At 37.4% G+C, this 24,453-nt stretch carries 29 protein-coding genes and 1 pseudogene; 7 read left to right on the top strand and 23 right to left on the bottom strand.

The genetic code is table 11. The annotated features are described in order from the left end of the window. Nucleotides 1-355: hypothetical protein (locus ACQKIM_RS00665; RefSeq protein WP_427537525.1), on the top strand; the 355-nt coding region annotated here is incomplete at its 5' end. A 228-nt stretch (nt 356-583) separates the two neighbouring features. Beyond that, the gene (locus ACQKIM_RS00660; protein ID WP_427537522.1) at nt 584-1,195 is read left to right on the top strand and encodes an exosporium glycoprotein BclB-related protein; all 612 of its coding nucleotides are present in this window, start codon (nt 584-586) and stop codon (nt 1,193-1,195) included. 162 nt (nt 1,196-1,357) lie between these two features. Here the strand turns inward: ACQKIM_RS00660 and ACQKIM_RS00655 are convergent, their stop codons facing one another. The 14 genes from ACQKIM_RS00655 to ACQKIM_RS00590 all read right to left on the bottom strand — a co-directional run bounded on the left by ACQKIM_RS00655 (nt 1,358) and on the right by ACQKIM_RS00590 (nt 11,472). Beyond that, the gene (locus ACQKIM_RS00655; RefSeq protein WP_427537519.1) at nt 1,358-1,870 is read right to left on the bottom strand and encodes a YfiT family bacillithiol transferase; all 513 of its coding nucleotides are present in this window, start codon (nt 1,868-1,870) and stop codon (nt 1,358-1,360) included. A gap of 354 nt (nt 1,871-2,224) precedes the next feature. Further along, nucleotides 2,225-2,710, bottom strand: coding sequence for a hypothetical protein (locus tag ACQKIM_RS00650; RefSeq protein WP_427537516.1), 486 nt, complete (start codon nt 2,708-2,710; stop codon nt 2,225-2,227). A gap of 62 nt (nt 2,711-2,772) precedes the next feature. Beyond that, nucleotides 2,773-3,429, bottom strand: a complete 657-nt coding sequence (locus tag ACQKIM_RS00645; RefSeq protein WP_427537513.1) for a hypothetical protein — start codon at nt 3,427-3,429, stop codon at nt 2,773-2,775. 15 nt (nt 3,430-3,444) lie between these two features. Beyond that, nucleotides 3,445-3,915 carry a GNAT family N-acetyltransferase gene (locus tag ACQKIM_RS00640; RefSeq protein ID WP_427537510.1) on the bottom strand — a complete coding sequence of 157 codons (471 nt, stop codon included), beginning with the start codon at nt 3,913-3,915 and terminating at the stop codon, nt 3,445-3,447. A 93-nt stretch (nt 3,916-4,008) separates the two neighbouring features. Beyond that, the gene (locus ACQKIM_RS00635) at nt 4,009-4,782 is read right to left on the bottom strand and encodes an alpha/beta hydrolase (RefSeq protein ID WP_427537507.1); all 774 of its coding nucleotides are present in this window, start codon (nt 4,780-4,782) and stop codon (nt 4,009-4,011) included. Continuing rightward, entirely contained in the window at nt 4,779-5,561 is a 783-nt protein-coding gene (locus ACQKIM_RS00630; RefSeq protein ID WP_427537819.1) for an ABC transporter ATP-binding protein, read from the bottom strand. Before ACQKIM_RS00630 ends, ACQKIM_RS00635 begins: the two co-directional genes overlap by 4 nt. 30 nt (nt 5,562-5,591) lie before the next feature. Next, nucleotides 5,592-6,623 carry a FecCD family ABC transporter permease gene (locus tag ACQKIM_RS00625; RefSeq protein WP_427537504.1) on the bottom strand — a complete coding sequence of 344 codons (1,032 nt, stop codon included), beginning with the start codon at nt 6,621-6,623 and terminating at the stop codon, nt 5,592-5,594. Further along, nucleotides 6,616-7,623, bottom strand: a complete 1,008-nt coding sequence (locus ACQKIM_RS00620; protein ID WP_427537501.1) for a FecCD family ABC transporter permease — start codon at nt 7,621-7,623, stop codon at nt 6,616-6,618. The genes ACQKIM_RS00625 and ACQKIM_RS00620 overlap by 8 nt, the downstream gene beginning before the upstream one ends. Before the next feature lie 90 nt (nt 7,624-7,713). Next, nucleotides 7,714-8,697, bottom strand: coding sequence for an ABC transporter substrate-binding protein (locus tag ACQKIM_RS00615; RefSeq protein WP_427537498.1), 984 nt, complete (start codon nt 8,695-8,697; stop codon nt 7,714-7,716). A 542-nt stretch (nt 8,698-9,239) separates the two neighbouring features. Beyond that, nucleotides 9,240-10,061: a helix-turn-helix domain-containing protein gene (locus ACQKIM_RS00610; protein WP_427537495.1), complete on the bottom strand. Its 822-nt coding sequence runs from the start codon at nt 10,059-10,061 to the stop codon at nt 9,240-9,242. Continuing rightward, nucleotides 10,043-10,537, bottom strand: coding sequence for a DinB family protein (locus tag ACQKIM_RS00605; protein WP_427537492.1), 495 nt, complete (start codon nt 10,535-10,537; stop codon nt 10,043-10,045). The genes ACQKIM_RS00610 and ACQKIM_RS00605 overlap by 19 nt, the downstream gene beginning before the upstream one ends. A gap of 16 nt (nt 10,538-10,553) precedes the next feature. Beyond that, the gene (locus ACQKIM_RS00600; RefSeq protein WP_427537489.1) at nt 10,554-11,003 is read right to left on the bottom strand and encodes a nucleotidyltransferase family protein; all 450 of its coding nucleotides are present in this window, start codon (nt 11,001-11,003) and stop codon (nt 10,554-10,556) included. Between the two features lie 146 nt (nt 11,004-11,149). Continuing rightward, nucleotides 11,150-11,341, bottom strand: a complete 192-nt coding sequence (locus ACQKIM_RS00595) for a hypothetical protein (protein WP_427537486.1) — start codon at nt 11,339-11,341, stop codon at nt 11,150-11,152. Continuing rightward, nucleotides 11,326-11,472: a hypothetical protein gene (locus ACQKIM_RS00590; RefSeq protein ID WP_427537483.1), complete on the bottom strand. Its 147-nt coding sequence runs from the start codon at nt 11,470-11,472 to the stop codon at nt 11,326-11,328. Before ACQKIM_RS00590 ends, ACQKIM_RS00595 begins: the two co-directional genes overlap by 16 nt. 258 nt (nt 11,473-11,730) lie before the next feature. On the opposite strand from ACQKIM_RS00590, the gene ACQKIM_RS00585 reads away from it, so the two are divergent. Further along, nucleotides 11,731-12,531: a sulfite exporter TauE/SafE family protein gene (locus tag ACQKIM_RS00585; protein ID WP_427537480.1), complete on the top strand. Its 801-nt coding sequence runs from the start codon at nt 11,731-11,733 to the stop codon at nt 12,529-12,531. Here the strand turns inward: ACQKIM_RS00585 and ACQKIM_RS00580 are convergent. The 3 genes and pseudogenes from ACQKIM_RS00580 to ACQKIM_RS00570 all read right to left on the bottom strand — a co-directional run bounded on the left by ACQKIM_RS00580 (nt 12,520) and on the right by ACQKIM_RS00570 (nt 14,812). After that, nucleotides 12,520-12,878, bottom strand: a pseudogene (locus ACQKIM_RS00580) (YybH family protein). The gene ACQKIM_RS00585 and the pseudogene ACQKIM_RS00580 overlap by 12 nt on opposite strands. A gap of 75 nt (nt 12,879-12,953) precedes the next feature. Beyond that, entirely contained in the window at nt 12,954-13,823 is an 870-nt protein-coding gene (locus tag ACQKIM_RS00575; RefSeq protein WP_427537477.1) for a DMT family transporter, read from the bottom strand. A 29-nt stretch (nt 13,824-13,852) separates the two neighbouring features. Further along, nucleotides 13,853-14,812 carry a proline dehydrogenase family protein gene (locus tag ACQKIM_RS00570; protein WP_427537474.1) on the bottom strand — a complete coding sequence of 320 codons (960 nt, stop codon included), beginning with the start codon at nt 14,810-14,812 and terminating at the stop codon, nt 13,853-13,855. A 113-nt stretch (nt 14,813-14,925) separates the two neighbouring features. On the opposite strand from ACQKIM_RS00570, the gene ACQKIM_RS00565 reads away from it, so the two are divergent. Both ACQKIM_RS00565 and ACQKIM_RS00560 read left to right on the top strand, forming a co-directional pair. Then, nucleotides 14,926-16,326: a PLP-dependent aminotransferase family protein gene (locus ACQKIM_RS00565; RefSeq protein WP_427537471.1), complete on the top strand. Its 1,401-nt coding sequence runs from the start codon at nt 14,926-14,928 to the stop codon at nt 16,324-16,326. A 211-nt stretch (nt 16,327-16,537) separates the two neighbouring features. Beyond that, nucleotides 16,538-17,029: an SRPBCC family protein gene (locus ACQKIM_RS00560; RefSeq protein ID WP_427537468.1), complete on the top strand. Its 492-nt coding sequence runs from the start codon at nt 16,538-16,540 to the stop codon at nt 17,027-17,029. A 144-nt stretch (nt 17,030-17,173) separates the two neighbouring features. On the opposite strand, the gene ACQKIM_RS00555 is transcribed toward ACQKIM_RS00560, so the two are convergent. From ACQKIM_RS00555 to ACQKIM_RS00545, 3 genes are all read right to left on the bottom strand, one after another. Next, on the bottom strand, nt 17,174-18,001 hold the full coding sequence (locus ACQKIM_RS00555) for a hypothetical protein (RefSeq protein WP_427537465.1): 828 nt from the start codon (nt 17,999-18,001) through the stop codon (nt 17,174-17,176). Between the two features lie 67 nt (nt 18,002-18,068). After that, on the bottom strand, nt 18,069-19,700 hold the full coding sequence (gene abc-f, locus ACQKIM_RS00550; RefSeq protein WP_427537462.1) for a ribosomal protection-like ABC-F family protein: 1,632 nt from the start codon (nt 19,698-19,700) through the stop codon (nt 18,069-18,071). Between the two features lie 348 nt (nt 19,701-20,048). After that, nucleotides 20,049-20,498 carry a hypothetical protein gene (locus ACQKIM_RS00545; protein WP_427537459.1) on the bottom strand — a complete coding sequence of 150 codons (450 nt, stop codon included), beginning with the start codon at nt 20,496-20,498 and terminating at the stop codon, nt 20,049-20,051. Nucleotides 20,499-20,928: 430 nt separating this feature from the next. Between ACQKIM_RS00545 and ACQKIM_RS00540 the strand changes: the two genes are divergently transcribed. After that, a complete protein-coding gene (locus tag ACQKIM_RS00540) occupies nt 20,929-21,789 on the top strand; it encodes an endo alpha-1,4 polygalactosaminidase (protein WP_427537456.1) in 861 nt (286 codons plus the stop codon). A gap of 21 nt (nt 21,790-21,810) precedes the next feature. Here the strand turns inward: ACQKIM_RS00540 and ACQKIM_RS00535 are convergent, their stop codons facing one another. Beyond that, nucleotides 21,811-22,329: a DNA-deoxyinosine glycosylase gene (locus tag ACQKIM_RS00535; protein WP_427537453.1), complete on the bottom strand. Its 519-nt coding sequence runs from the start codon at nt 22,327-22,329 to the stop codon at nt 21,811-21,813. 18 nt (nt 22,330-22,347) lie between these two features. Continuing rightward, entirely contained in the window at nt 22,348-23,142 is a 795-nt protein-coding gene (locus ACQKIM_RS00530) for a DUF2268 domain-containing protein (protein WP_427537450.1), read from the bottom strand. 108 nt (nt 23,143-23,250) lie between these two features. Here ACQKIM_RS00530 and ACQKIM_RS00525 point away from each other — a divergent pair, with 108 nt between their 5' ends. Beyond that, nucleotides 23,251-23,511, top strand: coding sequence for a hypothetical protein (locus tag ACQKIM_RS00525; protein WP_427537447.1), 261 nt, complete (start codon nt 23,251-23,253; stop codon nt 23,509-23,511). 60 nt (nt 23,512-23,571) lie between these two features. On the opposite strand, the gene ACQKIM_RS00520 is transcribed toward ACQKIM_RS00525, so the two are convergent. Next, nucleotides 23,572-24,309 carry a polysaccharide deacetylase family protein gene (locus tag ACQKIM_RS00520; RefSeq protein ID WP_427537444.1) on the bottom strand — a complete coding sequence of 246 codons (738 nt, stop codon included), beginning with the start codon at nt 24,307-24,309 and terminating at the stop codon, nt 23,572-23,574. Nucleotides 24,310-24,453: the final 144 nt, after the last annotated feature.

Here is a 24,453-nt window from a genome sequence, read left to right as displayed (position 1 = left end):
TTCTTCTGAAACAGTGAATAAGGAAACGGTTGTTCTCGATTCTTCTGAAACAGTGAATAAGGAAACGGTTGTTCTCGATTCTTCTGAAACAGTGAATAAGGAAACGGTTGTTCTCGATTCTTCTGAAACAGTGAATGAGCCTGTCATTCTAACGACTTCTGAAGCGTTAAATGAGCAAAAGTCACCTACTTTAAAAAATGACGAATCTGAAGCTATATCAGAAGAAACATTTGAAGCCTATATCGATACACAAGAGGTAAACAAGCAACCTCAACAGGAAGAAGAAAATATGGACGAAGAACATAAAAAAGAAAAGGGCTCATTATTTTTCAATTTCTTTAGGAAATGGAGTTAGTTTAAAGTGGTTTAGTATGAAAAGTAGAACTGATAAATCGTCCAATAAGTATGAAAATACATATTGGACTTTTTTATGCTCAACAGTCACATAAGATGATTCATGGAGATTGGATAAAGCTTCCCTAAAGCGCTCTCTAAAATTTATACAATAAAAGCTTCAATTTAGATATTTGCCCTGACCCCACAAACATAGCTGAATAGAATAATGAAGAAAGGGGGTGTAAAAATGTGTATGAATTGTAATTCAACGTGCGGCGGCTGTGCAAATCAAAATAATGAGTGTGCTGCACTCGGTCCTTTTGAAGCTATAGATGCTGCATGTATTTCTACTCCACCAGCAACAGGCTCCATCATCCCATTCGCATCAGGTATTGTTCCTGTTGTTTTAACATCAGTTCTTGGTGGCGCTATCGGGACAGTAAGTATGGTAGGATTCGGCACGTCTATTCCAGGGGTAACCCTTACTGGTATAAATATAGACTTAACAGCTGCTACTGGAACAGAAGCCTTTTCCGTTCCACGTGCAGGAACTATTACATCTATTTCTGCGTCCTTGTCTGCAACAGTTGGTGTAGGTCTTTTAGGAACAGCAACAGTCAGAGCGCAAATTTACCGCGCGGTTGCGGGAAGTAATATTTTCAGCCCTACAGATGCATTTGTTGATTTAGCACCAGCTCTCTCAACAATAGCAATAGGTACTATTACATTTGGTACTAGAAACGTTACACCAGTGCCAGTAGCTGCTGGTGATCGTTTATTAATGATATTCTCTCTTACTTCCTCAGGGATTGTTGCTTCTGTTACTGGTAACGCAAGTGCAGGAATCAATATTGTATAAAAGATTATGCTCGTATGTTAGATTAAAGCTACCCTACAGCGTTAATCATCCATGCAAAATATGATACTACCTTGAAAACAATTGAAAAAATAAGCAAAAAAATAGGCGATTTTCTTAAAACTGAGAAATCGCCTATTTTTCAATTTAAATGGATTGCATTAATTATTTCGCCAAAGCATTTTGAATATGAGCAAGGTGATGCTTTCCATGCCAAGCATATAGAGCTATGGCTTTTTCAAGTGTTAGTAATCCTGAATCTGGATGGTTAAACGCTCTTTGCAGTTGCTCCTCTGTTAGACTGGACAGTAAATAAACCCAGCGCTCATGTAAGCTTTCGATTAGTTTATAGGAGGTCGCTACTGGAAGTTCTGAATCTGGAAGTTGTGCCCATTCCGCTTCATTGTACGGCTTAATCGTCGGTACATCCTCAGTTAGTGCTAATTTAAAACGAATATAGCTATTCATATGACTATCGGCGATGTGATGGACTAGCTGTGTAACAGTCCAGCCATGTTCTCGATACGTTTTCGCTAATGCTTGCTCACTTACACCACTTAGTTCCTCCGCTAATTGTCTAGGTAACAGACGAATATCATCAATCCATTCCTTTACTTGCTGAGTTGTCACAATTTCCGGAAATTGAAATTGCCCAATTGGATAGCGTAAATCGGTCATATAGCTCTCCTCCGTTTTCTATTTTCTTACTTTTTATATTACCAATTTAATATTTTTCGCGCTACTGGCATTATTTTTTCAGGATCATGGGCATTCCTTAATATGTTAAAGCAATACACATAAATTTTTTCATAGTACTCCTTAAGCAAGTAAGCAATTCGATCATCTGCTCGAAAAATTTTGTATGCACTTAACCACCCCATTTTCTCTAACTATATACGTAAACAATTGAACTACCCAAAATGTGACAAAAAATAAACTTCCACTATCAAAAATAAAAACCCTTATTATGCAAGAATTTAAACTTACAAAATAAGGGTTTTGAATATTTATTTCACTATAACATAACAAATTCTATTGAGTGATATCATAAATTAACGTATCAAAATAGCTGCCGTTGATATAAAGCAATATTGCCCATACGCCCGGCTCTGGAATTTTTACACTTGAGGGTGTATGGGCATCTGCACCATTATTAGGTCCACCAAGGCCCGTTGTCCAACCATTTATCAATATTGGATGAACTGTTTTTGAATCTTTATGATAGCCGACTATCGTCAGCTCTGTGTCAAGAGTAGGCTCTACTCCCCAAAGATGCCACATCCATTTTTGGGTGCTTAGGCTTGGCGCATCAGCACCAATGACGCCAGATTTATTGATATTCCCTACTATACTACCTCTATCACCAAACACTTCGGCTTTTTTGTCCCAATTAATTGATGCAAAGTCACTTTCTTGAACAAAATCAGGTAAATCATCAGGTAGTACTACTGCTTTTTCATTCATTACACAGCCTGCTAGAAATAATAATACTGTAAATACAAGGATACATCGCTTCATTACACCACTCCTTCAAGATGGCTTTATCTATGTAACGAATTTTTTGTATGTATTGTTACAGATTATTCTGAATATTTTTCTATTGATCTTACTACAAATTCAGCTAACGATTTTAGAGGATGAGTAATTGTTAGCCCTGACTCTTTTTCGAATAGCTGTGCAGCCTCCACCATTGAAAGCTGTGCAACAGACGTTTGTCGTTGATCCTCTTTTACATGATAAAGAGCTTGAAGAATGGCTTTTTTATATGCTTCCTGCTTTCCCTGCATAATCAGTTCAAAAGTATTGTTGATTACCTTAGCTACAACTTCAATCTCTTTGTTATGTTGTAAGGAATATTGCTGAAGCCTTCTCATTGTACCCTCTACGGTTCTCGAATTCGTAAAAAGGATTGTTTGAGGCTGTTCATTCTTACAAATAGCTTCAAAAAAGGGTTCGTCTATTTTCAAAATTGGAATGGAAAGCGTAATGGGTGCTTCCTCTAACAGAGCAATATAATTTGTACACGTTATTAAAATGGCATCTATCTGACAGCTTTCCATCCATTCAAGCTGTTCCTTCACCTTAAAAGCTAACCCGCTATTTTCATTTGAAGCTTGCAGGATAAGACCTGGATCTACAAAATGGACAAGTTCTATGTGATTGATATTAAAAAATGTTTGTTCTATATATGCTATGTTCGAATAATGTGCATGCAAGCAGCCAAGCTTTTTCTGCAAATGTAGTCCCTCCTACTAAGTAAGCTGTTTCTCCATCGTTGCTATAGAAAGAGAGAAGCCGTTAAGATTCTCGCCCTTCTGCTCTTTTGTAATAACATAACCTAATGAACGATATAACTCAATGTTTCGAGGGACAGACATACGAACCTTACATTTACTAATCGTTTTACCATTAGCAAGTGCATGATGTTCAAGCTTTTTCAATACTGCTTTGGCCAAGCCATGTCCTTGTTTTGAAGGGATGACAGATAATCTAAAAAAATAAACACTGTGATCACTAAATGTAAACCTTACCATAGCAACGGGCTGTTCATTGAGATAAGCAATAAAGGCATTTTCTCCTCTTTCCATACCCTCTTTAATCGATTCAACCGTTTCATTAAGTGCACTTGAGGGTGGTGTTGTATGCTCATATTCTTTAAATGCCTGTAACATTACATCATGAATAATAGGTGCATCTTTTAATTGTGCTAACATAATTACCATCTTTATCAGGATTCCTCCTTTGTTTTAATATACATTTCATTGCATTTTTAAACAAATTTAAACCGCATTATCAGAGATAATGCGGTTTTACTATTAGTTTTTATTCACAAAACGTATTGCTCTACTCATAATAGTTGGAACAATGGAAGCATGATTTTCCTCAAGTCCCTCATAAAAGGAAATATCCATGACATTCTGTAATCTATTTGCAATTTGTTGTGCATCATCCACCATAAAGGTTTCAAGTTCACCCACTCCGATGAACAGCTTTGCCTTTATTTCCTGATTATCCTTAATAAATGCTGATGCAAAACGTAATAGCTCATGCTCGTTCCACCAAATAGAAGGGCTAATAGCAATATAACGTTGATAACTAGACGATTGATGGAATAATTGCCACAGCACAAAATAGCCAGCAAGTGAATGTCCAAAAAGTGTTTGCTGCTCATTATTTATAGGAAAGTTAGCTAGCATCTCTGGCTTTAATTCTTCCTCTAAAAACCTGCTAAAGTTTTCGGCTCCACCATGCCTTTCATGGTCCTTTCCTTTAAATCTTGCAGGATACGTATAGGATTCAGCTTGTCCCGTAAAATCATAAAAACGTCGTTCCTGCATATCAGCTCCATGCCCAATGCCAACTACGATTGCTGGTAATATACCTGTCTTTGGGGCATTTCGACTTTGTAGACGCACTGCTTCCTTTACAAGCTGGAAATAGGACGATCCATCTAATACATATAAAACAGGAAAGCCTTCTTCTGGCGCCTCACCCTGAGGTACGTAGATGTTGATTGTATACCTATAATTTGTAAAATTGGAGGTCATTTGCTGTGTTAAATAATCGGGATTTGTCCTTTCGAGCATCATTGATTAACCTCCTTTAGCACATCATAGCCATAGCATACAGGTGTATTCGTCACAGGGTCCACCATAATGCGCGCATCAATATTAAATACCTGACGCATTACATCGACGCACAATATGTCTTGAGGTGTCCCTGTTTTCATCACAACACCCTGACGCATTGCGATTAAATGGTCTGAATAACGCGCTGCATGATTAATGTCATGTAAGACCATTACTATTGTGCAACGATGCTCCTCATTCAAGCTTTTCACAATTTCTAGCACCTCTAACTGGTGTGCCATATCTAAATAAGTCGTCGGTTCATCTAGCAATAAAATATTTGTTTCTTGTGCAAGTGCCATTGCCAGCCATACACGTTGACGTTGACCTCCTGAAAGCTGTGCAAGGTCTCGATCACGAAATTCTATAGTGTTGGTAACGGTTAAGGCCCACTCAATCATTTCCTCATCCTTTTTTGTCAGGCGATTGACATTATTCCGATGCGGATAGCGACCATAGGCAATTAGCTCCTCTACCTTTAGCTGTCCAGGAGCAATGGGTGTTTGTGAAAGGATCGCTAGCTTTTTTGCGATTTCCTTTGTAGATAGATTTTGCATATTTTGATCCTGCAAATAAACCGTACCCTGTTGTTTTTTCAATATCCGACCAATTGTTTTCAACAATGTGGATTTTCCACAACCATTTGGTCCTATAATGGTTGTAACCTTTCCCTCCTCAATTGTTAAATTTAGACCTTCAAATACTCGAACCTGCTCATAGCCAGAAGATAAATTTTCCATTCTAAATGCAGTTTGCACACCTTTTCCCTCCTATGCTTTTGATTTCACTAATAAATATAAGAAATACGGAATTCCTATAATGGAGACAACAATACCAACTGCCAGCTCAGATGGTGCAAATACTGTTTTTCCAATAAAATCAGCTAAAATTAATAAGCCAGCACCAATTAATGCACTTACTGGCATGACATAACGATGCTGTATACCAACAAGTTGCTTCGCAATATGCGGTGCCATTAATCCAATAAAGCCAATACTACCCGATACCGATACACAGGCACTGACTAAACCAACGCTTGCCAGCAACAGCTTCATCTTCTCTTTTTCAACCGCTATCCCTAAGCTAGTAATACTATCCTCTTCCAGCTGAAAATAATCGAGTAAATACGATTTTCGATGCACATAAATGCCTAATAGGATTAGCCACGGCAGCATCGTTACTACAAAAATCCAGTTAGCATTGTAGATGGAGCCGGCCATCCAAACTGCTGCTGATTCAAAGTCTTGGGCACTCATTTTTAATGATAAAAATAACGATAATGCCCCAAATCCACTATTAATAGCTATCCCAGTTAAAATTAATCGCTGCATATCCAAGTGACCATTTTTTAGAGCAAAGGAAAAAATTAGTATAGCAGCTATTGCCCCTCCAACAAATCCAAATAGGGGCATCATTAAAATGGATAACCAGCTACTTATATCCGCAGTCACTAAACGTAATTGAAAGAAAAACATAAATATAACAACAGCTGCTCCAGCTCCAGCATTGATCCCTAAAATTCCAGGGTCCGCTAGACCATTGCGTGTAATACCTTGTAATACCACTCCAGCCATACCTAAGCCAACACCAACAAGGGCTGCAATGACAATACGTGGTAAACGAAATTCAAAAATAACAAGATCAAATTTTGGATTGGGCTCAATACGGAGTAATGTTTTAATGACATCCATCACAGACATATCAAATACCCCATTCGTAATATGAAGATAGCTGGCAACTAAAATAAATAAAATAAGTATAGAAGCGGTCATAACAAATACACTTGAGGTTTTTTTACGCACGCTTTTCACCCCCGTGTTTACGAACTAAATATAAGAAGAATGGAACACCCACTAATGCTGTTAATACACCAATTGGCGTTTCGAATGGGAAATTGACAAAACGGCTAAGTACATCACAAAGTGCTAGGAAAAACGAGCCTATTACCGCCGCACAAGGAATAATAAAGCGATAATCTACTCCAACAAGGAAGCGTGTAATATGTGGGATAACTAATCCAACAAAGGCAATCTTTCCGACAAGCGCAACTGCTGTACCTGTTAAGCATACAACAGCTAGCATACTAATGATCTTCACCGCTGTTGTTTTTTGCCCAAGCCCAATAGCAATATCTTCACCCAGAGAAGTGATTGTAATAGCCTTTGCTGATAATAAGGCAAGGACTAAACCGACTAAGCCAAATGGGATAGCTAGCAGCAGCATATTCATATCCACCATATGTACCTTCGTGTTATACCATACACTTACTGTTTGTGATACTTGGAAATACATTGCAATGGCAGTAGCTATACTACTTAAAAATGTACCGATAACCGTACCAATAATTGCTAATCGTACAGGTGATAAACCATTGCGAATTAATGAACCAAATCCAAAAACTATCCCGGCTCCTAATGCAGAGCCAATCATCGAAAGCAGAATCATTTGATAGTTAGGGAGACCTGGGAAAAATACAATAGCTAACGTAATAACAAATGCTGAGCCATCATTTACACCCATCAAGGAAGGTGATGCTAAATAATTTCGTGTAATGCCCTGCATAACAGCACCAGCTACTGCTAAAAATGCGCCCACTAATAAAACTGCAGCAATCCTAGGAATACGACCAGTTCTAACAATTTGATGATCCACATTCGAGGGATCAAATGCAGAAATCGCCTGCCATATTGTGATTGCACTAATGTCTTTTGTTCCGTACATAACGGAAACTAATGCTATCATCACAATTAAAAATGGAGAAGCTGCTACTATTGAAAATGCCATTATGTTTGTTTTTTTCAACTTCCACACCTTTTTCTATTTGAACTCTTATAAAAGGCTGGTAATAGCCTGGTGATGCCACCAAATCTATTACCAGCCTCTCTAAAACAACTATTTAAGTAATTTTTCTGCTGCAATATCTAAGAATTTCACTTTAGACCAAGCTGTACCGCCTTGTGCTAACGGATCAATTGCATTCACGAAAATTTGATTATTTTGTGATGCCTTTAAGCTTGCAAAAATCGGATTCTTTTGTAAATCCTCTAATGCTTTTGGTGCATCTGCATTTTCTGATTCCTCAAACTGAAGGAAAATGGCGTCTGGATTTACTTGCGCTAATGTTTCAAGAGAAAGTTCAGCCTGAGCTTTTGTTGTTTTAAGACTTTCAGGAATTGGTGCTCCTAAATCCTCATATAAAACCGGATTTAAGTAAACGCCTGCTGGATAAATATACATTACTCCGCCACGTACTCGAATAACTAATACTTGTTTGTCTATAAGTTGCTCTTTCGATTTAGCTTGTGCATCAGCCACCTTGGTATCATAATCTGCAATGATTTTTTTAGCATCATCCTCTTTACCAGTAAGCTGTGCAAGTAATGTTAGGTTTTCCTTCCAATTTGTAGAGATATGTGAATATGGAATCATTGTTTGAATTTTGTTGAGCTTTTCAGCAGTTTCTTCAGGGAATTTGGAAGTACCTACAATTACATCTGGATCAAGATCAAGAATGGCTTCTGCGTTAGGCTCCATTTTATTCCCCACAAGCTTAGCACCCTCAAATTCAGAAACAAGATAAGAAGGAATTTTACCACCAATTTCAAGTACTCCGACTGGCTTAATACCGAGCATCGCAGCATCCTCCATGGATTCCAAGCTTGCCGCTACAATATTATTCACTTTAGCAGGAAGTTCATATTTTTCCCCTAGATAAGTGATTGTCTGAGTTTTAGTCTCATTTGCTTGTGATTCTGTTGCACTTGTTTCCGCTGTATTATTTGAAGATGCATTGGACTCTTCTGCTTTATCTGTTCCACATGCTGCCAAGGATAAAGCTAATAAAGCAGGTGCACACATTTTAAAATATTTATTCATTTATATTCTCTCCCTACAACTCTCTATTGATAATGATAATCGTTTTCATTATTAAGTCAATAGAAATCAATAATTTAATTGATACTCATTATCATTTACGGATATTATCCTAACAAAGAGAAAAACAGTTGTGAATGGATAATTTCATGAATCACATGGACTTTTGCCGTTTTTACTTCACAAAAAAAGCTATTTCTTTTTCAAGAAATAGCTTTCATAGTGTTGAAAAATTAAATAGTCAAGGGACTCTTTGTGAATATTTAGTCAAAATGAAGGTGATTTCCGTTCCAGGCTACTCGCTTTCCTGTGGGCGAGCGACGAGCCGCTTCCTGCGCTGACGCTCCGTGCAGGGTCTCGTCTGTCTCGCTATCCCACGGGAGTCGAGTAGCCTTGCACTCCAATCAGCAATAGTGTAGAACTTTAAATATTTTCTTCCTTCAAAAGTAAAGTAAAAGATCTTACTCACCATCATTAAATGGATACAATAGTGACACAATTCTATAGTTGTTGTCCTGCATTTTATGGATAAAACCACTTTGACTTTACATAAAGTCACTTATTGCTTTCCGATAGACAGTTGGGGACATTCCCGTACATTTTTTGAAAACCCGGCTAAAATAAAAGCAATCTACGTAACCTACACATTCTGCTATCTCCGCTATCGTAGAATCGTGATATTCCAATAAATCCTTCGCTCTCCGTATACGGTATTCTGTTAAGTACGTGCTAGGATTCATACCCGTATGTTGCTCAAATAAATAAGCAAATCTACGACGCTCTACACCGAATTCCTCAGCTATCTTTGAAACTGATATTTGCTTAGCGTAGTTCTCATGTATATACTGTAAAGCTTGCTCCATAATGTCACTTGCTGTATCAAGAATCTTCACTTTTGCCGAAATAAGGATAGTCTCCAAGAGATTCATAAATAATGTTTTAGATTTCAATATTGCCATATTTCCAGGCAATGATTGACTCTCTATTAATTGCTGGACATAATCTATAATTTTTGTATGATAGCCTGTATCAATTAAAAAATGCTGATTTGCTAAAGGGTATTTGTTGATTTCTTCTATAGGGATATAATAATGGACAACTGCATATTCCCAAATCTGATTACCAATAACCTTAATTTCAATTGGCATTTGGGGTCCTGCATGTATAACCATACCAGGCTCCATTATGTATGGTACGCCATTGAAACTAAAGCTAGCATTTCCTGCAAGTGGAACAACTAGACCACACTTACCAGGGGCAGTTGTTCGCCCTCTATCTACTTGATTAGGCATCATCCTATTTGAAAAAATATCCGTAAATTTCACAGTTGCATGTGCATAGTAGTCAATTAAATGCTTGATATCCATTTTTCAGCTCCCACATTTTTTAAAGCACTTTGGATTTGTGAAAAATGATGAAGATCGTGATCTATTAAACCAGTAAAGTAACTTAATAATGTTAATTCAGAAGCCCCTATTTTCAATGATTGCTGCCATCGTTGGTCTTCTATCTGATGAATTGCACCAATTAGTAAATTTCTATTTTCTAAAAAAATTTCAATCGTTTCCTCTTTACTTTTTAACCGACTTTCCTTTGCGGCATGTGCATTTATTTCTTCAGCATTTGGTCCCTTTGGTAGAATTTCATCAGCCAAAAGAAATGGTAGCCGGTGATGGTACACGAATTCATCCCATGGAGTAAGATGTCCAATTACTTCTGCCACTGTCCATTTTCCAGGTTCAATAGGTAAACGCCATTGTTCCTCCGTCAGTTCCACTAAACCTTCCACAAATTGTAGAGACGCTTCATAATGAATGAGTATTTGATTTTTATCGTGATACAAACGCTATAGCTCCTTCCTAATCGTTAACAATCTGTAGCTTTGGCCAAATAGATGTCCAATTTTTCTGCTGAATTCTGCGCTTATAAATTTCATGCATTAGCGTGTCTTTCTGAAAATACGGTGTAGGAGCAACAATCCCAGAAATTAAATGCTGAATACCATGGGGTGCAGCGATTTGAAGAATTCCATTGGTAAGTCTTATACCAATAGCTGTTGGCGTTTCGGGAAAATGAGCAACTCCATCCATCGAAGAATGATAAGGTTTAGTGTTATTCACTACATGCATTCTCGCTTGATTTTTCACAGACCATGGCTCATTTGGTAATAATTCTCTCAGCTTTTGCTCATACTTTTTTTCATCTTTTTCTGAAAGACTTGCTTTATCAAAATATATCACATCAATATCAGCTAAAGGTGTTCTGCTTTCATAATGATGAAGATAATCCCATACCTTTGAACGAATCAATTTCGCCTTGGCGTAATTGCGTCCGGATTTTGAATTGTGCCCGCACAATTCATTCCTTTGAAAATCCGTGACATCCGCCGGAGGCTTTATCTTCATTCAGTAGGTGTTTGGACGCTCACTAAAAAGGAATCAAAACCTCATTCATCTCACTCTGTAGAGGTGGGAGTCTTCTGCTGAATGAAGATAAATCCAGCACAAATCCAGGAATCTGGTAACTCTAGTCTCTCCACAGCTGCTACTATTTCCATCATCCAACTATCTGCTTCAATTAAGTATTTTAACTCTGCTTCTGTTTTTAAAATCATCGTATCAACCCCAATTTTCAACAATAAATCCATTTCTTTATTTCTGTAGCAACACTGTGTCCAGCAACAGTAATAGGCGCCACTTCTAGATCATATAGACTAGCATGTAAAAAGATTAAAGTTGGATTTTCGATGTTTCCCCATTGATAGACATGTTGCTGCATAATAATTCTCCTCTACATTCTGTTCCGAAATTTTTTCCATTAATTACTATAGTAATGATAATATTTGTTTTATCCAAGGATTGATATTATTTTTGCTCTACGTTATTAGGAATGAGTGAAAGTTGACTTCTTATAGCTATACCTTATAGCAATTAAGAGAAAATACATAAATTTTATTTATAGAAATCTAAAAATAATATATTAGATTTATCAATCAATTCCATCTACCCTTTAACTACAACGCTAAAGGAGATGCTTATGAAAAAATCTTTTATTTTAATTGTCACTCTTATCATTGTAATAGGACTTTTTTATACGAGGCTTTCACTAACACTTGTTAGTATAGGGGTTATTGCTGCTTTTATTGGTACCCTTGCTGGGGGTGGCGGGCTTATAACAATCCCAGCCATGATGCTTGTGGGTATACCTATCCATACAGGCATTGCTACAAATAAATTTTCTACAGGCGTCGCAGCATTATCTAGTATCTTTTTTCTCCTTTATCAGCAGGAGCTTCGTCTAGCTTCTATTGTGAAATATGTCGCTATCGCATTTACTGGAGGAGTTTGCGGGGCACTTTTAACAGTAGCCATGTCAGAGCAGATCATGAATATGATTGCTTGTATACTACTCATTCTCGTATTGTTTCTAACGTTAAAAAGAAAAGAATGGACTGCACAGTCAGATGGAAATAAGGCAAATCATAGCTATACATTATGGCAGCCATTTTTTATTTCGGTATATGATGGTGGCTTTGGTCCCGGCTCTTCAACCTTCAGCATATTACACTATTTACGCCAGCATCATTCTTACATAAAGGCTGTACAGCTTACACGCGTGCTTCTGTTTGGAAGCTGTACAGGGGCATTTTTAGTCTTTTATCAAACTGGTTTTATACAATGGAAATATGCGATTGCAATGGCAGTAGGCTCTATTATTGGCTCTCAGCTAGGGCTATTAGTTTTACCAAAAATTCCTATGAAAGCGGCGAGAATACTACTAACACTAATCATTTCATTGTTGCTAATTCAAGTTATAGTAAAAATCTTAACTACTTAGATGCTCATGAATTAACTTCCATTTATCATTTTCTTTTATAAATATATTTGTTGCTCTTCCGCTACCTGCTGCAAATTTTCCATTATGGTAGCCTTCATAGTGGTATGTATAAATACAGGCAGCAGATTTTTCATCCACCGTCAACCATTGTACATCAGTAGCGGAATATACTTCTTGCTCGATTACCTTCCATGCATGATTAAAATAATTGCCTATGTCCTCTAAGGTTGTGCATGTTTTATCGGTAAACCAATAGACCGCCTGTGGATGCAATATTTCCTTTACATTTTAAAATCATGGGAATTCGTATCTGTAATATATTGCGTTAAAGCTTGCTGATACGTCAAGATAACCCCTCCTTTTTTAACAAAAATAACGGAAAATAAGTCACTATAAAATATTTATTATCTCACCCAAGCGATTCACTGAGTTTCTTCCATTTGAATCTGAGTCGATGGCCTTGGCAGTAAATAAAGGGCTCCCAAAATAAATACAAATCCTCCACATTGAAAGAATGAAATTTTTTCATCTAAAAATAACGAGGATAACACGATGCTACTAATCGGTAAAAAGCTTGTTAGGATACCTGCTCTTGTTGCAGAGATCCTTGCGAGTCCTTGCTGTATAAGAATAAATGCCAGCACGGTTACAATAAGCCCGAAATAGACTACTAACCCCCATTCAGCAAAAGTTACTTCTTTAAAGGCAAAGGAGCGACTTTCTGCTATGGCAAAAGGAAAAAATAGCACAGCTCCAAAGCAGCTTACCATTGTAGCAACCGTAAGTGCACTTACTCGCAAAGAGAGAGATTTGCCCAATATGATAAATAAAGATTCACAACAAATAGCTCCTAAAATAAGTAGATTACCCACTAATGAGATCAAATCTATCGTAGATAAGCTAGTAATATTTATTAACACTGTTCCAAAAACAGCCATTAGTACACCAAGCCCGTTATTTCTCGTAAAACTTTCCTTTAATAAAAGAACTGACAGAACAGCTGTACATGCCGGCAGTGTGCTCGTAATAATACCTGCCTCGATAGCTGTCGTTTGTGAAAGACCCTTGAGCATTAGAACATTAAATAGAAAAACACCAAACAATGCCTGTAGGAAGATTGATAAATAATCTTTTCCTTTCAGCACTGAAAATCCCTCTACTTTCAACCATAAAGGTACTAGAACAGCAGATGCTACAAGAAATCTCAGTTCATTTGCTAAAAATACAGGAAAGCTTTGTATGATGACCTTACCAGCTACAACCGAGCTACCAACAATACTCATCGCCAGCATAACTTTCCCACTTGCCCACATTTGCTTATTCAGTAATCCTCACTATTTTCTAAGATTGAGGGATTTATTATATCTGTTACGGCAAGATATAAATTTTCAGGATATTCTGCAATACGGTGGCATAAGTATAAAAACCACTCAGTTCCATAAGTCAAATAAACTCTGCATGGGTACCCGTTCTTTTTTAATTGCTGTATCAATGCTGGCTGTACACCATATAGCATCTCTATCTCCACATTTGGCTGTTGAAAGTATTGACGCTTCTCCATTTCTAAAATAAGCCCTTCATCATGTGTAGCAATTGAAATTGGATGCTTTGCTTCTAGTAACTGTCCAACAAAATGAAGATAACGTTCGTTTAATTCCTTTGATCTTGCCATCGCAATATCGTCAGGCTCCTGAAAAGCGCCTTTTACCAGCCTTATTCTCCCTGGATATTGTAGGAGCTGTTGAATATCCATCTCTGTACGATAAAGATGAGCCTGCAACGTAATTCCTATATTTGAATATTGCATAGCTATTTTTTTATAGATTTCGATAATGCTGCTCGTCTTGGAGGACTCCTCCATACTAATCATCAATGTAATACCGTACTGCTGTGCTTTCTGTGCTAGCTCCTGTAAATGTGTATAGGCAAAATCTGCGTTTACTGAAAGACCAATATGAGACAAATCAAACGATACAGTTTGATTGAATGAAAGAGCCCCTGTGTCCTCTATAAGCTGTAAAAGTTCCTCCTTCGCCTTTTGACATTCCACAATATCCTTTGTATTTTCGCCAATAAATTCTAATGATATTTGATAATCCTTTGAGACAAAATCCTGAGCAATCCTTATCGCCTCCTGCCTCTTTTCACCAGTAACATAACGTTTTGCCGCCTCCCATAATAACGGATAAAGCTCCGCTGATTGCTGAACGGTATATTTCGTTCGCTCATTTCTTGCTGCTGATCTTAAAGCTTGAATCACTAATTCCTCTGCATTTCTCATCTTTATTCCTCCTCATTGCTATTTGTCAGTACTTTAACATGGTAAAATTGGTAGCTGTAGAGCCACTTTATAGAAACTTTTAAGGTACCAATTTCAAGAGGAGGCGAAATATATTGTTATGGATACCGATTGACCGTTCTTCAGCTATACCTTTAAATCGGCAAGTCTACCAGCAAATTCGTGAAAAAATTTTAAGCGGTGAACTACAAGCAGGCGTGAGACTTGCATCAACCCGTGAGCTTTCTACTCAGCTAAACGTTTCAAGAAATGTCATATTGGAGGCTTATGATCAACTTTTAGCCGAAGGTTTTTTAGCTGCACAGAGAGGTTCGGGTACATTTGTTGCAGAGGGCGCGTCTTTAACAAGAGTATATCCCCCACAAGAAATACAGGAAGTTGATCATATACATGCAAAGAATGATATCATTAATTTTCGCTCAGGAACCCCAGCACTAGATCTCTTCCCTCGCAAAACTTGGGCAAAGCTCTCACATCAGCTATGGAATGATAGCGAATCAACGAATTTGGGCTATGATTTACCTGAGGGTCGTCTAGAATTAAGACAAACATTGGCATACTACTTGAAGAGAACAAGGGGAGTTCATTGTCATCCAGAGCAAATCATCATAACATCCGGTGCTACACAAGCAATGACATTAGTGTCTAGATTACTTTTATCACAAAATGACATAGCCATAATGGAAGATCCTATTACCAATGATATTCAAACAATCTTTACATCCTCTGGTGCTACAATTTATCCCATCCCTGTTGATGAGGATGGGATGAAAACTACTTTATTGCCAGAAAGCATTGAACCAAAATTTATATTTCTCACACCTTCACATCAGTTTCCATTAGGCGGTACATTACCAATACAGCGCAGAATTCAATTAGTCCAATATGCAAGAAATCATCATTGTTATTTGATTGAGGATGATTATGATAGTGAATTTCGCTATGAGGGCTTGCCCGTAAGCTCCTTACAAGGTCTAGATCCAGAGCATGTACTGTATATTGGGTCCTTTAGTAAGATTCTCTCTCCAGCACTACGCATCGGGTATATTGTTTTGCCGACACATCTTATTGAAAAATGCAGGCAGCTAAAATGGTTTACAGATTTACATACACCCTCTTTAGAACAACTTACTCTTGCACGATTTATAAGCGAAGGCTACTTGGAACGCCATATTGCGAAGATGAAGAAATTTTATAAAAGGCAACGTGACTTTCTTATACAATGTTTACATACAGCCTTTTCTACTAACATAAAGATACTTGGTTACTCTACAGGTTTGCATTTAGTTGCTGAATTTAAGGACATTCATTTTTCTCAAGAGATATTGTTAAAAATCGAACAGTTTGGAGTTAAACTATACCCAGTGGAGGATCATACCATTGTAAAGGGAAACTATCATAATCGAATAATTATTGGCTATGGACATTTGAAGCAGAAGGAAATAGAAGAGGGCGTGGAAAGACTACTGCAAGTACTAAATTCAATGGTAAAATAAGAAAAACACCTTTTGTACAATTAATAAGACTAATAAATGAAAAAAAACAGTGAATATAATTTACTTTTATAGGGGATCTTTTGAAAATAGATAATCAATATTATGAATCTAAAAATGAAATAAATACAAATGTATTGAAGAACTTAAAGTAATTTTGGAAAAGGCTATATCGAAACGAAAGGCTTAGAGTTAAAAATAAGGAGGTTACCCTATGCTTGCTACAATTCAAAAACAACAAAATCATTATATCGTCAAGTTCAGTCGCTCATTGCCCCATCCAACGGAGAAGGTTTGGGCAGCTTTAACGGAAAATGATAAGCTTCAAAAATGGATGAATAACTTAGAAATCATCAATCTACAGAAAAATGGCAAAATCCACTTTAATATGAATGATGGCACAGATGACTTTTTAGAAATCCAGATTACAGATTATGTAGTAAAAGAGGTACTTGAATTTGATTGGGGCAATGATACGGTCAGATTTGAACTCTCCCCCATTGACAACGGCTCGGTACTTCTACTAGCAGAATCAATTGGTGAATTAACGGAGCATACTCCTAAAGATTTAGCTGGCTGGCATATATGCTTGAACCTGCTGTCAGACTTATTAAATGGAACGATACATGAGGAATTTCCAATGGAAGAATGGCAAAAACGGTTTACAGAATATAAACAGCTCATAGCAAAGATAGAAAAGATTTAAATTTTTTTTAAGTTTGTTCGAAAAGCTCTTCTTCAAAATCTTCCTCTGGGGTCTTATCTTGATTCAACGGCATTTGTACGCTGAACAATAGGGGTATAAAACAGCCCTCCTAGAGCCCTATACTCTGCTCTAGGAGGGTTTTAATTAATGATAAAATGCTGTTGCTATTTCAAGTGCTTTTAGCGGATCTTTTATGGAATCAAGTGTATAGACAAGAGTTTCATCCTGCCAAACAATTAAATTTCCTGTTTCATAAACATCTAAATGAGCAGAGCCGTTTTGCTTTGGAACTGGGAGCATATGCGTTTTTAAAAATTGTACTGCCTGCTTTGCAAGCTTTACGCCAGCTTCCGGATTGTCTGTTCGCGTATGAGTCGCTATTGCCCATCTCCCCTCATTCCAGCCAGTCCATAACGAACCAACGCCAGCATCCTGATAGCCTTTAATTTTATTGCCAAGATCAACCTCCTGACCGCCATTTTTGCTAAAGTTTTCAAAGGCAATCTGCTCATTGGCTTCTTTTGTACTTCCATATTGCTTCACAGTAAGTCTTGCAAGCACTGTTGCAGATTCTGGATTTTTAAGCTTAATATCATTAATAGGTAAATACTGTTCACTTTCATAAAATATAATTTCAACTTGTTGATTCTCAGCCTTAGTCGTCGCCGTTAGGAAAGCACCTTCTGGAATAGGAAGCCTTGCTGGCAGATAAATAGGAAGCTCTGTTTTAAGCTGGTCCTTAATATTTTTTAAAGCTTCAGCCTGTGTAATGGATGCTACCGTATTTTCGTTATTGCCATTCGTTTCAGGGCTATCATTCTGCTTTTCAGGTGTCTGTTGCTCTTCCTGTTGTTGATTTTCTTGTGGTGGAAGGTCTTTTTCAGGTTGCATATTATTTTTTTCCTCACTGTCAGAGCAGGCGCTGATGATAGTGAAACTTACTAGCATTAATGCAAAAAGTAGTTTTTTCATGACATTGCCTCCTATTTTTAAATGCTTTATTATTTTATTTTTCCCTACCCATTATCGGCTTAAACGTTTATTTTAGTTCATTAATTCGCTTCGTCAGCTCATTAAACTTTTGATCTAGCGAGGCATATTCCTTATCCTTTGTTGTTAAAAAACTCAGCTTCCCTAATATCTCTTGTCTTTCTGTCTCAAGCGTTAAACGCAACGTCTCTTTAGTATCAACTGTTGAGGGAGAATGATCGCTCCATTTTATCTTGATACGCTGATCGCGTAGCTCCCACACACTATCCGTCACCTTTTCAAGAAAATATCGATCATGTGATACTACAAGCAATGTACCCTTGTATTGAGCAAGTGTTTTCTCCAGCTGTTCACGTGATGGTAAATCAAGATGATTTGTTGGCTCATCCAAAATTAGAACGTTTTTATTTTCTAAAATATACGCCATCAGCTTACATTTCACTCGCTCCCCCATACTCATCTTACCTATTGGAGATGTCCAATGGGCTGGAGTAAATCCTAAATGCTTCATGAGATTTCTTACCTTACCGCGCTCTTCAAAGGTTTCTTTATAAAAAAATCGCTCTGGTGTCTGCTCGAGTGGCAAATCAAATACCTCTTGTGTTAAATAGCCAATATTTGCTGCAGGGGATATCCAAATCTCTCCCTCAGCCTTTAACTGACCTAAAAGTATTTTTAATAATGTCGTTTTTCCACTGCCATTGGTTCCCGTTATAGCTATTTTATCTCCAAATTTAGCCGTCAAATTAACATCCTGAAACAGGAGCCGTTCCTCAAAGCACATCTTTAAACGCTTTGTCTCTAGCATCCTCTTGCCCACTCGTTGATTTGTACTTAAAGTAAAACGTATTTCATCTTCTGGGACAACCGCTTCAACCTTATTCTTTGCTAACTCCTTCTCTAATCTTTTTTTCTTTGACTTAATCTGTGAATCCATTCGCTTTGCTTTGACACGATGATACTCCTTAAATCCCTCCTGCTTTGTAGATTGCGTATGTGCCATTTGAGACCAAGATGTTAACGCCTGCATTTGGTCTTCTATTCGTTCAATATTTTTCTGCTGCTTTTCATATGCCCTTTGCTGAGTTAGTCTTCGATGCTCTTTGGCCACCATATAGCTTGAATAATTACCACTATGTTCAATAAGTTTTCCTTCTTCCAATGACCAAATTTTCGTTGCAATCTCATCTAAAAAATACCGATCATGGGATACTACAATAATTATGCCAGTGTAATTTTTTACTTGCTCTATCAATAAAGCCGTACTCTGCGCATCCAAATGATTTGTTGGTTCATCAAGCAAGAGTATCTGGGCGTCTTTGGAAAAACCTTCTGCAAGCCGCATTTTCAGCTTTTCTCCACCACTTAAAGTAGAAAAAGGTACATTGGGAACTCTCCATTTTGCAAGTAAATCAGCCTCACTCGCAGTAACCTCCATCAAATCAAAATTTGCTAGCTCCTGCTCTACATACGCAACTTTTACAGAATGCAGCCAACGTAGCTGTCCTGTAGTAGGCTCTAATAACCCTGAAATTAATTGTAATAATGTGGATTTACCTGCTCCATTTCTTCCGATGATGCCAATTACCTCGCCTTGTTTCACGGTAACTGAAACATTGTCAAATATCACTGTATCGTTTATTTCAAATCGTACATCCTGTAATTGCAAAATTTCCTTCATAGTATATATTCCTCTCCATTCAGAGGGACAAAAAAATCCCTCCAAGATTTTGGAAGGATTAGTCGCAACAATATCATGCACAAATAAGCTCTTTTACAGCTATCTTTGTGATCCATTACTAAAAATGCAGTTTTCTCGTTTTTTCACATAGGGAAAACAAGCACAACTAAGCATCAACAAATGATTATCGACACAAGCTGCAGTTATGGAAAATGGGCAGACTAATCCTATTTTTGAGTCATTGAAAAAACTTTTTCATGTACAAAAATTAAGATTAGTTGTTCATTAGCCACCCATCGTCCCTTCATTTTTCGTTACAATCATTGTAACAAAAGCCAAATATTTATACTACCTAAAACATTCAAAGGAACGAATGCTATTTCTAGTAATGGTACGGAAGCGCCAGCCATAGCGATTGCTCCATCTAAAACCTGCTACAAATTCCCGCCCTACCGCAGTTGGGAAAAACCAAAAACTTCTTCCATTATTCATCCAAATAAACGTATTTCTAAATAGGCAGGATCGGATACCACTTGAGCCTACTTGCCAGGCTGGAATAGGTGGTGAAAAGCCTGGTGGCGTGCTCATTGGCATTTGACCTGCTGGTGGTGGTCCAAAATTAGGCGGTCCAAACGACGATTCAAAATTAGGTTCATTCCAACCCGGGCGTCGGAAGTTCTCCCCATATGGATTATTATAATACAATATAAACTCCCCCCTTTTACTTAAGTCAGTATATGAAAAAGGGCGAATAACTGTTGCACCATTGCCTAGAGAATACATTTTATCTTCATTCAACAGAAGACTCCCACCTCTACAGGTGGTGAGATGAATGCGGTTTTGTTTCCTTTTCAGTGGGTGTTCAAACACCTACTGAAATAGAGGAACTCAGTCTAAGAACGCCACGTCCTGTGGCAATTTATCTGTGCGAAAGCGAAGCGACAGCAACACACAACTGAGTGACCAACATCATGTTGCTGCCGCTACGTTAGCACTACGCTTTCGCACAAAAAAACATCTGTTGGCCCAAAGCCTCCGGCGGATGTCACGGATTTTCATAGGAATGAATTGTGAAGGCACAATTCAAAATCCGGACGCATTGTTTATCTGTGCGAAAGCGAAGCGACAGCAACAATTACGCCAAGGCGAAATTGATTCTTAATCTTCTAACAACCAACTAACGAATCTTGTATAATAAAAGGGAGTTTTTTCAAAGAAAGGGGTACTTATGCGAAAAATCGCTTTTATTATCACTACGATTCTATTATCCTTGGGCATTTGCACCTATTTTTATACTGCTAATCATGCAGCTGAATCTACCAATATTTCAGAAAAACTAGCGGCAGTGAAGGATTACAAATATTATTTAGATAAAGGTAATGAAACAATTGGTAAAGAAATGGCTAAAGTTGACCTAGTCATAGTGGAGCCTATTGAAATGCAACAGTACTATATTGATCGGGCTCAAAGAAACGGGACATTAGTGTATGGTTATATAAATGCTATGGAAGCAGACAAGTGGAATTCAGAGCTTTATAATCAATTACTGGAAGAGGATTTTTTTAGGGATGACCGTGGAGAGAAAATGTATTTCTCAGAATGGGATTCCTATTTAGTCAATATGACCTCTGCACATTATCAGGAGATTTTGCTAGAAGAAATTAAAACTCAAATTGTACAAAAAGGGTTAGATGGTGTTTTTTTAGATACTGTTGGCAATATCAATTCCTTCTTACCTGAAAAAGAACAGCAGGCACAAAATGAAGCAATGCTGTCCTTCATAAAAAAGATAAAGCAACAATATGATGGACTATCGGTTGCACAAAATTGGGGATTTCAAACGCTAGCTGATTATACAGCTCCATATGTCGATTTCATTATGTGGGAAGACTTTACATATGAAGTAGTTGGGAAAGATGAATGGTCATTAGATATGATGAAGCAATTAGTCCAAATTCGTGAAAAGTTCGGTACACAGGTTATGACAATCGGATTTAACGATGAAAAGAAAAGTCGTGCATTGGCTGAAAAATATGATTTTAAATTCTTTTTTAGTCCAGCAGGATCTTACTACAATACATGGCAGTAAAATAACCTCCGACAATGGAGGTTATTTTATGTTAGGTAAATAGGGGCTCATTACTTGCCAATCCTTGAGCTTTTCCTCAAAAGATTTAATATTTTTACCAGGTATAGGGCTAGTCGAGGGCATTTTTTGATACACACGATCACCTAAAACTTCAAAACCAATATGCCTTTTAAAAACATCAAAAGCCTTTGCTCCATTAAAAAGTACTAACTCAATATTAGGATAGTGCTCAAAAAGCATTTGAAAATCATTTGGTTTTTCATTGCGAATGGCTGCATCTAAGCTTCCTTTACGCTCACACGATGCTATTGTATCCCAAAGACCAATATGATTGTTCTTTAATAATTGTAACCTTTGTTCATAAACATTTGGGATTGTTATCTCTAATATTTCCCCAATAATCAACCAAAAGTGGTTGCGTGGGTTACCATAATATTGCTGCTTCTCTAATGATTGTTTACCGGGCATTGAGCCCACAATTAGCACCTTCGTTGACAAGTCAATAACGGGCGGTAATACATTTTTAAGTTCATCTGACACGCAAACCACTCCTTTCTTCTATTGTAACGGAAAATCAGAGCCAATAAGTATCTCCTTCGAATTTTTCAAATGAAGTTTGTTTGATGAATGATTTTTTATATACGTCCTTACAATTTCATAGCCAATGCAATATCCAATCCACTGTGGTAGCTTTCCACCATATAAAAACTCTGTATGTTGTGCCAATCCCTGACTATCCATCTGAGATAAAAAATACTTATTCCATATTTCCAGCATCTTTTCCATCGTGTAATACTTCAACCATGGTGCTAACCATTCGTCTCCATAAATTTCTTCTACTGCACATTCTGCCAAGCCCTCTAAAATTAAAGAATCCAACAAGGTCACTTCGTTTAAAGATTTTTTTAAAAAATGCAGACGACAAACATGATTGTATTCATGTGCAAATAATGCACGAAGTTCCTGTTTTTTAAGTTCCCCAACAAATAAAAAAATGGCATTAGGATAGGCTGCGCCATTTTTATTGGTCATTGTTTGTTCCAATGTTATAGGAAATATATAGATCGGTATATTGGGACCATTCCATTTTTCTTTTAAGTAGTTAAATTCTTCTTGCACAACTAGCCAAACATTTTGACCTTCTAACTTTTGAATAGCTATGTTTTCATGCGGCAAATATAGCCCCTGCTGCTGCAATTCAAATTGTATTTCTTCTGGATTTCCATCATTAAAGATCTCTATTAGACGATTACAAATGATAGTGCGCTGTAATTCATAAAGATTCCGCTTAGGCATAAGCTTTTCAATCTCCATAATTTCATGTAACCACTCATTTGTTGGTATAACTGACATTCTCACACCCCCAACTATAGTTTATGTATCCAATAGACAATCGGCTAATGATGGGTAGATGAGGCAGCATATATTATCTTGTAAGGAAGCCGAAAGGAGGGATAATTTGTGAATCCAGCTGATACTTATAATCTTTGCTGTCAATATCAAGGGAAACGTGTGAAAATTACAGAATCATCCGGAAAAGTACATTATGGAGAAATATCTAGAGTAGATAGAAGACAGGTATGGATTCTACCTGATAGACGATTTGGTGGTTATGGTTTAGGTTTTTGGGGTTGGGGTTTTAGAGGAGCAGCAGCCTTCGGTGTTGGCATCGCATTTGGAACAATTGTTGGGATTGCACTTGCACCACTACTATTTTGGTAATTTAATTATATAGAAGAGAAATAAGCCATATCAAGCAATTGTTGAAATGGCTTATTTCTATTATTGCACTTGCTCTTTCTGCTGTTTGCTTTCTATCAGCTCGGATATCGTGACAAATGTATAACCCTGCTTTTTCAGCACTGGCAATATTTCCTCCAGCGCTTTAATGGTTTGACTGCGATCGCCGCCTCCATCATGGAATAAAATAACATCACCAGGCTTTGATCCCTTCAGCACCTTTTGTGTAATTTTCTTTACACCTGGCTGCTTCCAATCCTGAGTATCCTGATGCCAAGACCACATAACAACTTTGTATCCATCCTTAACAGCGGCATTAATCATTGAATCATTATAGTTACCACCTACAGGACGGAATAAAGCCGGGGAATATCCAGTTATGCTATAAATTATTTCCTTTGTTTGACGCAGTTCCTTCTGCAATTCAGCTACAGAAACTTTAAACGGATGTGAAAACGTATGATTGGCTAACTCATGTCCTTCAGAATAAGATCGTAAAACAACCTCTGGATATTTTTCTGCATTTTTTCCAATAATAAAAAAGGTAGCCTTTGCATCATACTTTGCCAATAAATCTAAAATAGCTGCTGTATACTTAGGATGTGGTCCATCGTCAAAGGTGAGGGCAATTATTTTGTCTTCTGTATTGATATCCCACACAACTTCTCCTGTCTCCTCATAGTAGGGGCGACCTTTATCCGCATACGTTATGAGCTCTGTAGAACATACCGATATGATAAAAAAACAAATGCTTAAAATCATTACATATTTACGTGTCATAGCATCACCTCCCAAGTCACATTCACATTACTCCGTCAACTTACTATTTACGAATTACAATGAATTATACTTGAGAAGGATTGGCGGTTTTCCCCTTTAATTATTACTATAATCTTCTTTTAATCGCTGTTAGAATTATTATTA

It is taken from the genome of Lysinibacillus sp. NPDC047702 (assembly GCF_050272555.1).
GTDB lineage: Bacteria > Bacillota > Bacilli > Bacillales_A > Planococcaceae > Lysinibacillus.
Note: the sequence above shows the minus strand (reverse complement) of the source record. Positions and strands in the feature narration are given on the sequence as shown.

Bases quoted from the DNA above. Each gene is read 5' to 3' on its own strand.
- ACQKIM_RS00660 (WP_427537522.1), top strand. From the start codon at position 584: ATGTGTATGAATTGTAATTCAACGTGCGGCGGCTGTGCAAATCAAAAT.
- ACQKIM_RS00655 (WP_427537519.1), bottom strand. From the start codon at position 1,870: ATGACCGATTTACGCTATCCAATTGGGCAATTTCAATTTCCGGAAATT.
- ACQKIM_RS00650 (WP_427537516.1), bottom strand. From the start codon at position 2,710: ATGAAGCGATGTATCCTTGTATTTACAGTATTATTATTTCTAGCAGGC.
- ACQKIM_RS00640 (WP_427537510.1), bottom strand. From the start codon at position 3,915: ATGGTAATTATGTTAGCACAATTAAAAGATGCACCTATTATTCATGAT.
- ACQKIM_RS00635 (WP_427537507.1), bottom strand. From the start codon at position 4,782: ATGATGCTCGAAAGGACAAATCCCGATTATTTAACACAGCAAATGACC.
- ACQKIM_RS00630 (WP_427537819.1), bottom strand. From the start codon at position 5,561: ATGGAAAATTTATCTTCTGGCTATGAGCAGGTTCGAGTATTTGAAGGT.
- ACQKIM_RS00615 (WP_427537498.1), bottom strand. From the start codon at position 8,697: ATGAATAAATATTTTAAAATGTGTGCACCTGCTTTATTAGCTTTATCC.
- ACQKIM_RS00610 (WP_427537495.1), bottom strand. From the start codon at position 10,061: ATGGATATCAAGCATTTAATTGACTACTATGCACATGCAACTGTGAAA.
- ACQKIM_RS00595 (WP_427537486.1), bottom strand. From the start codon at position 11,341: ATGGATTTATTGTTGAAAATTGGGGTTGATACGATGATTTTAAAAACA.
- ACQKIM_RS00590 (WP_427537483.1), bottom strand. From the start codon at position 11,472: ATGCAGCAACATGTCTATCAATGGGGAAACATCGAAAATCCAACTTTA.
- ACQKIM_RS00585 (WP_427537480.1), top strand. From the start codon at position 11,731: ATGAAAAAATCTTTTATTTTAATTGTCACTCTTATCATTGTAATAGGA.
- ACQKIM_RS00575 (WP_427537477.1), bottom strand. From the start codon at position 13,823: ATGCTGGCGATGAGTATTGTTGGTAGCTCGGTTGTAGCTGGTAAGGTC.
- ACQKIM_RS00570 (WP_427537474.1), bottom strand. From the start codon at position 14,812: ATGAGAAATGCAGAGGAATTAGTGATTCAAGCTTTAAGATCAGCAGCA.
- ACQKIM_RS00560 (WP_427537468.1), top strand. From the start codon at position 16,538: ATGCTTGCTACAATTCAAAAACAACAAAATCATTATATCGTCAAGTTC.
- ACQKIM_RS00555 (WP_427537465.1), bottom strand. From the start codon at position 18,001: ATGAAAAAACTACTTTTTGCATTAATGCTAGTAAGTTTCACTATCATC.
- abc-f (WP_427537462.1), bottom strand. From the start codon at position 19,700: ATGAAGGAAATTTTGCAATTACAGGATGTACGATTTGAAATAAACGAT.
- ACQKIM_RS00540 (WP_427537456.1), top strand. From the start codon at position 20,929: ATGCGAAAAATCGCTTTTATTATCACTACGATTCTATTATCCTTGGGC.
- ACQKIM_RS00530 (WP_427537450.1), bottom strand. From the start codon at position 23,142: ATGTCAGTTATACCAACAAATGAGTGGTTACATGAAATTATGGAGATT.
- ACQKIM_RS00520 (WP_427537444.1), bottom strand. From the start codon at position 24,309: ATGACACGTAAATATGTAATGATTTTAAGCATTTGTTTTTTTATCATA.